Consider the following 12249-nt stretch of genomic DNA (forward strand, 5'->3'; position numbering starts at 1 on the left):
CCGCGGCCAGCCAGTAGCGCAGCATGTAATTGTGGCTCGAATAGCGGTGGACGACGCCGAAGCGGAGCGGGCGCCCCGCTTGCGCCCGTGCCAGTGCGGCCTGGCGGAGGCGTTCGCCAACTGTCCGCGGATCGCCGAGCTGGCCACTCTCCAACGTTTCCGCCGCCAAGGGGATCGAGAAGGTGATCGCGTTGCCGTTGAGGCCGAGCGCAAACGGCACGTCGATCTCGACTGCTGGCCGGCCGCGGCCAAGCGCTGTGGCGATGGCCAATGGCGCGATCATATGCGCGGCATCGGTATGGCCGTACAGCAGTCGGTCGCGCACCGTCGCCCAGCTGAGATCGCGGACCAGGTCGATCTCAAGTCCGTGCGCCGCCGCGAAGCCCCGCTCGCGCGCCAGGATTGGCAGAGCGGCGTCGACCAGCGGCAGAAAGCCGATCCGGATGCGGTCGAGCGTCAAATATCGTCCCCCATCAATGCCGCGCTGGTAATGATCGCTTCCGCCACGTCGGCGATGCGGCGGTTGGATTGCATCGCGTGGCTGCGCAGCAAGGCATAAGCGGCGGGCTCGTCGATCGCCCGGCGACGCATCAGGATCGCCTTCGCCTTGTCGATTGCGGTGCGGTCGGCCAGCGCGTTGCGCGCTTCGTGCAGCTCGGCCTGGAGCCGCGAAAAGGCGTTGAAGCGCCGCACCGCGAGATCGACGATCGGCATGATCCGCTGTTTCGACAGGCCATCGATGATATAGGCCGAGACGCCGGCATCGATCGCCGCGGCGGTACTCTCGGGATTGCTCTGATCGACGAACATCGCGATCGGTTTGGCCAGCGCCCGCGACACCGCGAAATATTCCTCCAGCACGTCGCGGCTGGGGTTTTCGAGGTTGATCAGCACGACTTCGGGATTGGCCGCCTCGATTTGCGCGACGAGCGCGTTCGAATTGTCGATCAGGACGAGGTCGTCGAGCCCCGCCTCGCGCAGACCTTCGGAAATGATCGCGGCACGGGTCGTGCTGGTGTCGATGATCGCGATCCGCATAGCGCTAAGCATATGCTGCGCTGCAGCGGCGCGCCAGAACTACCTATGGTGACGTCAAATCGGCGCGGCAAATGCTTCTGATTCGCCAGGCGAACTCTAATCCCGCAAGGCCCTGAGTTTGCGGTCGAGCACCAGTTCTTCGAACAGCCTGACATAGCGGTCAATCGAATCGCGTCCGCGTTCGGGCACGGGGTCGGGGCGCGGACGGCCGGGCGCGAGCCAATGGTCGAAGGCGGAGACCAACGCGAGAGGATCGTCGGTCGGCACGACGCTGCCGAGACGTGGATGCGCGACGATTTCGCGGATCGCGACGCTCGAGTCGGTCGCGACCACCGGCGTACCGAGCGCCAGCGCTTCCTGCAGAACGCCGGGCACGCCCTCGAAGTCCGAGGTCAGCACCAACGCGCGCGCCTGGGCCAAAGCGGGGCGGGGATTGTTCGAATAGCCGGGCAGATGGACGCGCGAGCGCAGGCCCAAAGCGTCGATCTGGTTCTCCAGTTCGCCGCGCACTTCTCCCTCGCCGACGATCATCAGCTTGACGTCGCGGCGTTCGACCTGCGCCAGCGCGGAGATCGCGCGGTCCCAGCGCTTTTGCGGCGTCAGCCGGCCGATCCCGATCAAATAGTCGGCGCCGGGCAGCGGCGGGGTCGGCGCCCCGATCGGCTCGGGGCTCGGCGGATTGGCGATCACGCTGACCCGATCGGCGCCAATCCCGGTCATCCGCACCGTTTCCTCGGCCATTGCCGGGCTCATCGCGACCAGATGATCGATGAAGCTGGGATAGGAACGCAGGAAGGCGCGATAGCCCTGCGCTACGGGAAAATGCTGATCCTCGCGGTCGAGCCGGTTGGACACCTTGCCCACCACCGGCGGGCAATCGCGGCCAAGCCGCAGCTTCAGCCAAGCGACCGCGCTGGAATAATGATTGCCCGGGCAGAACACGATATCGGGCGCGGCGCCCTTCACTGCCTGGGGAAGTGCGCGGATCATGCCGAAATGAGTCGTGCCGAGCTCGATCAACTGCACGCCATCGGGGATTTCCGCCGCCAGCGGACCCCGCGCCGAACTCAGCACCAACGTGACGTGCTGCCCCATTTCGACCCAGCCGCGGATCATGCGCAACATCGCGCGTTCGACCCCGCCGCCCTGAAGGCTATGAGCGAAAGTCAGGATTCTTACGGGGGCGTAAGGACTGAGCATGGATTGGCGCGCTAACGTCGATTTGTGTCAAAAGTTTCTCGGAGGCGAAATAATTAGGGCAAAACCGACTTATTTGCCGCCGAAATGATGCTGCACCGCAACATAGTGCTTGTCATTCGCCCTTTCCACCCCCAAATCGCGCGGCGCTCGCGGCAACCGGCTTGTCGCGGGCCAATTGTGGTGCTCGTGCGTTGCCGTTAAGCAGCCATTATTTCCGGGCAGGTCCGATTGGATACCAAACTGCCGCATTTGGATGAACAGATTTTGGAGCGTCGATGAACAGCGGCTTTGTCGGGGCATCCAACAATCCTGCCGCCGGTCTGGCGCCCAAGATTGTTGATGCGGCCGAGGACCTCGCCGGGCTCGAACCCGTCAGGAGCCTGAAGAGCCGCTGGCCGATGATCATCGCCGGCGTGCTGAGCCTGGCGATGATCGTAGGGCTGGCGAAGCAGCTGCTCGGCTCGGGCCTGGCCGGGTTCAGCCACGCCGCGCCCAACAGTTGGCTATATTACCTCGCCTTCGCCCTGCTCTACATCTCGCCGCCGACCGGCGATTACATCATCTTCCGCCGGTTGTGGAAAATCCCGTTCGAGGGATTCGGCGCGCTGATCAAGAAGCGCATCGCGAACGAGGCGGTGGTCGGTTATTCCGGCGATGCCTATTTCTACGCCTGGGCGCGGCAACGCGCGGCAATGGTCGCGGCCCCGTTCGGGGCGGTCAAGGACGTCTCGATCCTGTCGGCGATCTCGGGCAACATGATGACCTTGGTCATGACTGCGCTGGCGCTGCCGTTCGCGCTAGAGGTGCTGCCGCCGCGTTATTATACCGGCCTGGCCGTCGGCATTCCGGTCGTGATCGCTATGTGCCTGCCGTTCCTGATCTTCTCGCGAAAAGTGTTCTCGCTCGACCGCAAGACGCTTTGGTGGATTTTCTGGATTCATGCTGCGCGTTTGACGGTCGGCTGCGTGCTGATCGCCTTTGCCTGGCATTTCGGGCTGCCCAATGTCGGCATCGGCGCCTGGCTGATCCTGTCCGCCGTCCGCATGCTGGTGTCGCGCCTGCCGTTCGTGAACAAGGACCTGGTCTTTGCGACCATGACGAGTGCGATTCTCAGCACCAGCAGCGCGACCAATGTCGATCTCGCCAATCTGATCGCCTTCACCACGGCGCTGACGCTCGTGGTCCATGTCGCCTTCGCCGCGTTCTTCGCGGTGCAGGCGCTGATCAAGCGCCAGATCTAGGCCGCGCGCGATGCTGGTCGTCGACGTCAACGAATTCTACTCGCCGACCGGTGGCGGCGTACGGACCTATATCGACCGCAAGATGTCGATCATGGCCGATATGGGTCACGAGCTGATCTGCATCGCCTGCGGCAAGGAAGACCGGGTCGAGGAGCGCGCCGGCGGCGGCAAGATCATCTATATCAAGTCGCCGGGCCTGCCGTTCGACAAGAATTACGGCCTGTTCTCGCGTTACGAGCCGATCTGGCGCTGGCTCGACCAATTGCAGCCTGACGTCGTCGAAACCTCGTCGCCGTGGCGCCCGGCCTGGATCGTCGGCAAGTGGCAGGGGAGCGCACTCAAGTCGTTCTTCATGCATAACGACAATATCGCGGCCTATCCGATGCGCTGGCTCGAAGGGCTGGCTCCGCCCGAGCAGATCGAGGAGGCGTGCGCCATCTATGCGCGGTACATGAACCGCTTCCTCACGCTCTACGATACCGTCGTCACCAATGGCCCGGCGCTTCAGAAGCGGCTGACGCGTCGCGGCGTCCGGATCGATGCGGCGATGACCCTGGGCATCGAGCGCAGCCATTTCTCGCCCAGCTTGCGCGACGAACGACTGCGCGCGGCGATGCTGCGGCAAGTCGACTTGCCGCCCGAAGGCCATCTGCTGATCGGGATCGGCCGCCACCATGGCGAGAAGCGCTGGCCGCTGGTGATCGATGCGGTGCGTATGGCGGGCGACAAATTGCCCGTCGGCCTGATGCTCCTCGGCACCGGCCCGGAGAGCAAGCGGCTCGAGGCGCGGATCGACGGCAATCCGCATATCCGACTGTTCCGACCGGTCTACGAACGCAACGAACTGGCGCGGATCATGGCCAGCGCCGACGCGCTGATCCATGGTTCCGAGGCCGAGCCGTTCGGGCTGGTTCCGTCCGAGGCGATGGCGTCGGGCCTGCCGCTGATCGTCCCCGATACCGGCGGCTGCGCCGAGGTGGCAGACCCTCTGACCAGCGAAACCTATCGCGCGCGCGACACCGCCGCGGCCGCAGCGGCGATCCAACGCCTGTTCGCGCGCGAGCCTGCGATCCTGCGCAAGGCAGCGATCGTCGCCGCCGGCCGCGTCCGCACCGACCGCGAGCATGCGGTCGACCTGATGGCCTATTACCAGTCGCTGATCGACGCGCGCGACGGCGTCAGCGCAGCACGTAGAGCGTAAACTTCCCGTTCAATCGCGCGATGCCGACTGCGTGCGGTGCCGCCCATGCCGCCAGCTTCGCCTCGAGCGCGGCGTCGCCGCCCTCGGCATCGGCATCTCCCCCGACCAACACCGCGTTGGGCAGCGCCGCGCCGTCCAAAGTCTTCGCCGATACTAGGGTGAGCGTCCGCTCGCTCGCCGGATCGAGCAGATCGTGGCTGCGGAAATAGAACGGCCCGGCGGCGAAGCGAGGATCGATCGCGCGGCCAGTCGCGGCGATATATTGTGGCGATAGCGTCGCGATTCTGCCGCTCACGCCTTGCTGGTCCATCGCCGCGGTCAGCCGCGCGCCGTCGGTCACCGCATTGGCCATCGGCGCGCCATGCTCGGCGGTCAGCACGACGGCCTCGACCGAGGGCGCCAAGCCGGCGAAGAAAAACGCCGCGAACGCGATCCGCTCCCAGCGCGCCGGCGGCCGCCTTTCCCATAATAATGCCAGCCGTACGAACAAAGGCGGCAAGACGGGAAGCAGATATTGCCGCCAGGTCGGCTCGGGCAGCAACGCCGCGACCAGGCCTGCCACGATCAGCATGTCGAGCAATCGCGCCAGCCCCTGCTCGTCGCGCCGCCAGCGCGCCACGACGGCGACGATCGCGGGCAAGGCCGTGCCCAGCGCCAGGAATTTGAGCGTATCGATTGCCTTGAACCCGAGCGACAATTTGAACGCACGCCCGGCGTCGCGGTACATCTGGTCGGGGCCTAGCGCAGGGAACGTCAGTATCTCGAACCGCGCCGCCTCGGGCGCTTGCGCGACCATCCAGCCGATCAACGCGATCACCGGCAGTGCGCCGAGCGCGGTCATTACCGGACGATGGCGCCGGTCCATCACTGCCCAGACGAAATAGGCCGCGGCAGGGAGCGCATAGCTGATCTTGGTTCCCGCCGCGAGCGCGAGCAGGAACCCGGTCAGCAGCGCGTGACGCGTCGATCCCTGCCCTTGCGCGGCGCGCACGATCAGCACCAGCGCGCCCGCCAGCGCGGCGGCGGGGAGGGCGTCGTTGCGCGCGGTCCCCGCGCTGAACAACAGGATGTCGGTTCCGGCAAACAAGCCCGCGACGATGATCGCCATCCGCGATGTCGCGCCCGCCGCCCGCGCCGCGCGGCCGACCATCAGCACCGCGATCGCCCCAAGCACCGCGTTGAGCATCCGCAGACCCGGCCAGGCCAACGCCCCCAGGCTGACCGCGAAGGGCGCGAACAGCACCGGTTGCAACGGCGTTTGGAAATAAGCGAAGTCGCGCCACGGCAGCGCATTGCGCGCCAGGATCGCGGCGGCGACATATTGGCTCTCGTCATGATTGACCGGCCGCAGAACCGACAGCACCGCGAACAGGAAGATCAGACCCAGGACCAGCGGCACGCCCGCTTGCCCACCACGCATCATCCGTAGCAACATGGGCGGCGTCGTACCGGACCTGTCACGAACGCGCCATATGAAGCGCCCAAGGGAGCCGCGAAAAGGGAGAACCTATGCTTCGGATCGATCGCCGTTCGCTTATGGTCACCGGCACGTTGGGACTGGGTGCCTGGAGCGTCCCAGGTTTCGCGCAAACCACCAACGTCACCGCCGCGACCGGCTTCACCCATTCGGTCGCGAGCGGCGAGCCGGCAAGCGACTCGATGCTGCTATGGACGCGTTACGTCCCGGCCGACGGCAAGCCTGTCCATCTCACCGTCGAACTGTCCGAGCAGGCCGATTTCACCAAGATCGCAGGCAACGGCGTGGCGATCACCGGGCCGTGGCGCGATTGGACGAGCAAGATCACCGTCGACGGCCTCAAGCCCGGCACCAGCTATTTCTACCGCTTCGTCGGCCCCGATGGCTCCAGATCGCCGGTCGGCCGGACGCGGACGCTACCGACCGGGTCGCAGGCCAAGGCGTTCAAAGCGGCGATCTTCTCCTGCTCCAACATGCCGTTCGGCTATTTCAACGCTTATGGTCACGCCGCCGCGCGCGACGATCTCGACCTCGCCATCCATCTCGGCGACTATTTGTACGAATATAAGACCGGCGGCTATCCCGCCCCCAAGGACACGGTGCGTTCGACCGAGCCGGCCAACGAATTGGTCCATCTCGCCGATTACCGCATCCGCTATGCCAGCTATCGTAGCGACCCCGACCTCCAGGCGCTCCACGCCCGCTTGCCGATGATCGTGCAATGGGACGACCACGAATCGGCCAACGATTCGTGGGAAGGCGGCGCCGAGAACCACCAACCCGACGAAGGCGACTGGACGTTGCGCAAGATGGCCGCGATCCAGGTCTATCGCGAATGGATGCCGGTCAGCGACGAGCCGTGGAAAGCCTATGACATCGGCAATCTCGCGACCTTATTCCGTACCGAAACGCGTGTGCTGGCGCGCACCGAGCAGCCCGATATCGCCCCGTTGTTCAAGGCGGCCGACCCGGTCGCGGCGCTCAAGGCGTTCCGCGATGGCCCATGGATGGATCCCGCCGCGACGATGATGGGGACGCAACAGGAAGACTGGCTGTTCCACGCCCTGCGCCGATCGGTCGCGGCGGGACAGAAATGGCAGCTGGTCGGGTTCGGCACGATCCTGGGCGAGACGGTCATGCCCGCCGCCGCGCTGGGCTGGGTCGACCCCAACGCCAGCGAGCGGGCGAAGAATTACGTCCTCGCCGGAATACAAGCGGGCAAGCTCGGCCTGCCGTTCAATTACGACAATTGGGGCGGCTATCCGGCCGCGCGCGCCCGTTTCCTGCGCGCGGCGCAAGCAACCAACGCCAATCTGGTGGTGATCTCGGGCGACAGCCACAATGGCTGGGCGTTCGATCTCAAGCAGGACGGCAAAGCGGCGGGCGTCGAATTCGCCGGGCATAGCGTGACCTCACCCGGCTACGAGCACGAAGTGAAGGTCGATCCCAAGACCGTCGCCGCCGGCTTGGTCGCGGGCAATCCCGAACTCAAATGGTGCGACACCTCGCACCGCGGCTACATGGCGCTGACCATCACGTCGGAGAAGGTCTCGAACGACTGGCTGTTCGTGGATACGATTCGGGCGAGGTCGTCGAATGCGGTGGTCGGGCACAGCACTTCGGTGGCGCGTGGACGGAACGCGATGGCGTGAGCAAATTCCTCTCCCTCCGGGAGAGGAAGGGAGCGGCGAAGCCGCGGAAAGGTGAGGGCAGGTAAAGGCTCAGGCGCTACCCTTCCGCGCCCTGCGGGCGCTCCATCCCTCTCCCAACGGGAGAGGGACTGTCAGCCCCGCACCGCGGTCAATAAATAGTCGAGCTTGGTGTCGTCGCTTACCTTGAACCCCTTGCCCGGCGAGAAGCTCAGCCCGCTGATATCGACCACCTTCATCCCCGCATCCTCGACCAACTCGACCAGTTCCTCGGGCGTCAGGAACTTGCTCCAGTCATGCGTCCCCTTGGGAATCATCCCGCTGCCCTCTCCCACCGTGATCATCGCGAGGCGCGACAGCGCGGTGCGGTTGGGGGTCGACAGGATCATCAGCCCGCCCTCGGCCAGCGCGCCGGCCAGCCCGGCGACGAACGCCGCCGGATCGGTGACGTGCTCGATCACTTCCATGCTGGTGACGAGGTCGAACCGCTCGCCGGCCAGCAACTCGATGCTGCCCGCGCGATAATCGATCGTCAGTCCGGATTGCACGGCATGTGCGCGCGCCACGCCGATATTCTCCGCAGCGGCGTCGATCCCCGTCACCGTCGCCCCGAGCCGGGCCAGCGGCTCGCACAACAGCCCGGCGCCGCAGCCGACATCGACCGCGCGCTTTCCCGCCAACGGGGTAAAGCTCGCCGAATCGCCGCCCCAATTCACATCGACCTGCCGCCTTATATAGCCCAGCCGCGGCGGGTTGAGCCGGTGCAGCATCGCCGACGAGCCTTTGGGGTCCCACCAGTCGCGCGCCAATTTGCCGAAATGCGCGGCTTCTTGCGGGTCGATAGTGGTTACAGACGTTACGGTTGCGCTTGCCATCGCGGCTTCCTATCAGGCGCGCCTCTCCAATCCAAAGGACTTCCGCTCCTCCGATGGCCGCGACCCCTGCCCGTATCGTGATGAAATTCGGCGGGACGTCGATGGCCGGGATCGAGCGAATCCGCAACGTCGCCAATCGCGTCAAGCGCGAGGTCGATGCCGGCAACCAGGTCGCGGTGGTGGTGTCGGCAATGGCCGGCGAGACCGACCGGCTGGTCAATTTCTGCCGCGAGGCGTCGTCTCTCTACGATCCTAAGGAATATGACGTCGTCGTCTCGGCGGGCGAGCAGGTCACGAGCGGCCTGCTAGCGATCGCGCTCCAGGCAATCGGCGTGCCGGCACGCTCTTGGCTTGGCTGGCAATTGCCGATCCATACCAGCGACGCGCATGCCTCTGCGCGTATCGAGGAAATCGACACTGCCGCGCTCGATCGCGCGCTGTCGTCGGGCCAGGTCGCGGTGATTCCCGGGTTCCAGGGCGTCGCCGACAGCGCCGATGGCGAACAGGGACGCGTCACCACGCTCGGCCGCGGTGGGTCGGACACGTCGGCGGTGGCGGTGGCGGCGGCGATGAAGGCTGATCGCTGCGACATCTACACCGATGTCGACGGCGTCTACACGACCGACCCGCGCATCGTGCCGAGAGCCCGCAAGCTCAAGAAGGTCACCTACGAGGAAATGCTCGAGCTCGCGAGCGTCGGGGCGAAAGTGCTCCAGACGCGCTCGGTGGGGCTTGCGATGAAGGAAAATGTCCGCGTCCAGGTGCTGTCGTCATTCACTGGTGATGACGCGCCGATGGCGGACACATTGCCCGGGACGATGATCGTGGGCGAAGAGGAGATCGACGACATGGAACGCCAGCTGATCACCGGGATCGCGCACGACAAGAACGAGGCGAAGATCACGCTGACCAACGTGTCCGACACGCCGGGCTCGGTCGCGGCGATCTTCGCGCCGCTCGCCAAGGCGAACATCAACGTCGACATGATCATCCAGAACATCGCGCACCAGAGCGCGGGGCGCGCGGGATCGACCGATGTCACCTTCACCGTCCCCGCGGTCGACCTGGCGCGATCGATCCAGGCGCTGAACGAGGCCAAGGAATCGATCGGCTTCGAGGAACTGGTCCACGACACGCGCGTCGCCAAGATCTCGGTGGTCGGCGTCGGCATGAAGAGCCATGCCGGCGTGGCGTCGAAGATGTTCACGACGCTGGGCGAGCGCGGCATCAACATCCAGGCTATCTCGACCAGCGAGATCAAGGTCAGCGTGCTGATCCACGAGGACGAGACCGAACTCGCGGTGCGCGTGCTGCATACCGCTTATGGGTTGGATGCCGAGGAAGCGGCGGCCTGAACCACGCTGAACGCCCCCGGAGCGGCGCACGCTTGACTGTGTGACGACGACCTGTGTTTGTTAGGTCGACCGCAAGATCGCCTTGGCGGAGAGGCTCGTGCCCGATTCAAGCACCGTGCTGGCGCCGGCCAATCCTGCTGCCCTTGGCCTTGTGGGCTTCGGCTTCACGACGATATTGCTCAGCCTGATCAACGCCGGCCTGCTTCCTCCCGGCGGCGAAGGCGTGGTAGTGCCGTTGGCGCTCGCTTTTGGCGGGCTGATCCAGCTGATCGCCGGCTTGCTCGAAGTCCGGCTTGCCAACACGTTCGGAATGACGGCCTTTCTAAGCTATGGCGCCTTTTGGCTGTGGTTCGGCCTGCTGCAGATTTTCGCGCACACCGGCGTGATCGATATTTCGTCGGCGGGTCCGACGGTCGGCGTCGCGCTATTATTGTGGACGCTCGGTCTCTGGATCAGCACCTTTCGGTTGGCGCGCATCGTCTTCCTGATCTTCCTCACGCTCTGGCCCACATTTTTCCTGTTGGGACTTGGTGCGGCGCTGGGGCAGCCCGCGCTGGGCCATCTCGGCGGGTGGCTAGGCCTGCTCTGCGGATCGCTGGCGATGTATGGCAGCTTTGCCTTCGTCACCAACGCGTCCTGGGGTCGACCGGTCGTGCCCGTCGGCGGTCCTATCGTTTCATGATATTCGCGCCGTCCAGCGCCACCCCCGAGACTCACTCGCCGATGAGGTGAAGGGCCAGATGTCGCCGATGCGGCACCCGGCGATGCTCGAACACGTAAATCCCCTGCCAAATGCCCAGTGCCAGACCGCCATCGATCACCGGGATCGACAGGCTGGTCTGGGTCAGCGCGGCCCGGAGGTGCGCCGGCATGTCGTCGGGACCTTCGTCGTCATGCTCATAGTCGCGCGATTCCGGAGCGATCCGGGCGAAGTAGCGCTCAAGATCACGGCGCGCGGCGGGCGCGGCGTTTTCCTGGATCAGCAGCGACGCGGAGGTGTGCCGGATGAACACGGTCAGCAGACCGGCGTGGATCCCGGTACCGTCGACCCAGTGCCGAACCGCGTCGGTGCAATCGTGCAGGCCCTGACCGCGAGTCTCGACCATCAACTCGGTGATTTGCTGCCGCATGACGTGGGCTTGCCCCAAACCCCCGGGCAAGGCTAGGTCCGGCGGCATGACAGCCCCCTCATCGATCGGCGCCGAGCGCCTGCAGCGGCGCATGGCGCGCGGCGTGGATTTCCTCGGCTCCGAGGTCGCCATCCTGTGCGGCGCGATGTCGTGGGTCAGCGAACGCCATCTCGTCTCGGCGATGTCCAATGCCGGCGGGTTCGGGCTGATCGCGTGCGGCGCAATGACTCCGGAGCTGCTCGACAAGGAAATCGCCGCGACCAAGGCGCTGACGTCGAAGCCGTTCGGCGTCAATCTGATCACCATGCACCCGATGCTGTTCGACCTGATCGAGGTCTGCAGCAAGCATCAGGTCGGCCATGTCGTGCTGGCCGGCGGCCTGCCCCCGACAGGGTCGCTCGATGCGATCAAGGCAAACGGCGCGAAGCTGATCTGTTTCGCCCCGGCGTTGGCGCTCGCCAAGAAACTGATCCGCTCGGGCGTCGACGCGCTCGTCGTCGAGGGCATGGAGGCCGGCGGGCATATCGGCCCGGTGTCGACCAGCGTGCTGGCGCAGGAAATCCTGCCTGAAGTCGCCGAACAAGTGCCGGTGTTCGTCGCCGGCGGGATCGGCCGCGGCGAGGCGATTGCCGGTTATCTCGACATGGGCGCGGCCGGCGTCCAGCTCGGTACCCGCTTCGCCTGTGCAAGCGAATCGATCGCCCACCCCAATTTCAAGAAGGCGTTCTTCCGCGCTAATGCCCGCGACGCCATCGCCAGCGTGCAGATCGACCCGCGCCTGCCGGTCATCCCGGTCCGCGCGCTCAAGAATGCCGGCACCGAATTGTTCACCGCCAAACAGCTCGAAGTGGCGCAATCGCTCAATGACGGCACGGTCGAGATGGCCGAGGCGCAATTGCAGATCGAACATTATTGGGCCGGCGCGCTGCGCCGCGCGGTGATCGACGGCGATGTCGAGCATGGCAGCCTGATGGCCGGCCAGTCGGTCGGCATGGTGAAAGAGGAAGAGCCGGTCGCCGACATCATCGCGCAATTGATGGCCGAAGCCGCGCACGCGCTGGAGAAGCGCGCGGCGTAGCTCGC

The 12249-nt window shown here is 65.5% G+C and carries 12 protein-coding genes; 6 read left to right on the forward strand and 6 right to left on the reverse strand.

Annotated elements, in window-relative coordinates:
* From SAS01S_RS14680 to SAS01S_RS14690, 3 genes are all read right to left on the reverse strand, one after another.
* The coding region (locus SAS01S_RS14680; protein WP_169804966.1) for an ABC transporter substrate-binding protein at positions 1-460 on the reverse strand (460 nt) is incomplete at its 3' end.
* Positions 457-1038, reverse strand: a complete 582-nt coding sequence (locus tag SAS01S_RS14685) for an ANTAR domain-containing response regulator (RefSeq protein ID WP_066809697.1) — start codon at positions 1036-1038, stop codon at positions 457-459. The genes SAS01S_RS14685 and SAS01S_RS14680, both read right to left, overlap by 4 nt.
* 96 nt (positions 1039-1134) lie before the next feature.
* Positions 1135-2238, reverse strand: coding sequence for a glycosyltransferase (locus SAS01S_RS14690; RefSeq protein WP_066809699.1), 1104 nt, complete (start codon positions 2236-2238; stop codon positions 1135-1137).
* 275 nt (positions 2239-2513) lie between these two features.
* Between SAS01S_RS14690 and SAS01S_RS14700 the strand changes: the two genes are divergently transcribed.
* Complete coding sequence (locus SAS01S_RS14700) at positions 2514-3479, forward strand: hypothetical protein (protein ID WP_245656920.1); 966 nt, start codon at positions 2514-2516, stop codon at positions 3477-3479.
* Positions 3480-3489: 10 nt separating this feature from the next.
* Entirely contained in the window at positions 3490-4680 is a 1191-nt protein-coding gene (locus tag SAS01S_RS14705; RefSeq protein WP_066809705.1) for a glycosyltransferase, read from the forward strand.
* On the opposite strand, the gene SAS01S_RS14710 is transcribed toward SAS01S_RS14705, so the two are convergent.
* Positions 4658-6115, reverse strand: coding sequence for a DUF2029 domain-containing protein (locus tag SAS01S_RS14710; protein WP_157082830.1), 1458 nt, complete (start codon positions 6113-6115; stop codon positions 4658-4660). The genes SAS01S_RS14705 and SAS01S_RS14710 overlap by 23 nt on opposite strands.
* A 74-nt stretch (positions 6116-6189) precedes the next feature.
* Here SAS01S_RS14710 and SAS01S_RS14715 point away from each other — a divergent pair, with 74 nt between their 5' ends.
* Positions 6190-7809 (forward strand): alkaline phosphatase D family protein, encoded by a 1620-nt coding sequence (locus tag SAS01S_RS14715; protein ID WP_066809706.1) that lies wholly within the window; start codon positions 6190-6192, stop codon positions 7807-7809.
* A gap of 131 nt (positions 7810-7940) precedes the next feature.
* On the opposite strand, the gene ubiG is transcribed toward SAS01S_RS14715, so the two are convergent.
* On the reverse strand, positions 7941-8681 hold the full coding sequence (gene ubiG / locus SAS01S_RS14720) for a bifunctional 2-polyprenyl-6-hydroxyphenol methylase/3-demethylubiquinol 3-O-methyltransferase UbiG (RefSeq protein WP_066809708.1): 741 nt from the start codon (positions 8679-8681) through the stop codon (positions 7941-7943).
* A 53-nt stretch (positions 8682-8734) separates the two neighbouring features.
* Here ubiG and SAS01S_RS14725 point away from each other — a divergent pair, with 53 nt between their 5' ends.
* Both SAS01S_RS14725 and SAS01S_RS14730 read left to right on the forward strand, forming a co-directional pair.
* Positions 8735-10036, forward strand: coding sequence for an aspartate kinase (locus SAS01S_RS14725; protein ID WP_066809709.1), 1302 nt, complete (start codon positions 8735-8737; stop codon positions 10034-10036).
* 97 nt (positions 10037-10133) lie between these two features.
* Positions 10134-10718: an acetate uptake transporter gene (locus tag SAS01S_RS14730; protein ID WP_157082831.1), complete on the forward strand. Its 585-nt coding sequence runs from the start codon at positions 10134-10136 to the stop codon at positions 10716-10718.
* A gap of 31 nt (positions 10719-10749) precedes the next feature.
* On the opposite strand, the gene SAS01S_RS14735 is transcribed toward SAS01S_RS14730, so the two are convergent.
* A complete protein-coding gene (locus SAS01S_RS14735; RefSeq protein ID WP_066809710.1) occupies positions 10750-11166 on the reverse strand; it encodes a secondary thiamine-phosphate synthase enzyme YjbQ in 417 nt (138 codons plus the stop codon).
* A 46-nt stretch (positions 11167-11212) separates the two neighbouring features.
* Here SAS01S_RS14735 and SAS01S_RS14740 point away from each other — a divergent pair, with 46 nt between their 5' ends.
* A complete protein-coding gene (locus SAS01S_RS14740) occupies positions 11213-12244 on the forward strand; it encodes an NAD(P)H-dependent flavin oxidoreductase (RefSeq protein WP_066809711.1) in 1032 nt (343 codons plus the stop codon).
* Positions 12245-12249 lie beyond the last annotated feature (5 nt).

This window comes from Sphingomonas asaccharolytica NBRC 15499 (genome assembly GCF_001598355.1).
Taxonomy (GTDB): domain Bacteria; phylum Pseudomonadota; class Alphaproteobacteria; order Sphingomonadales; family Sphingomonadaceae; genus Sphingomonas; species Sphingomonas asaccharolytica.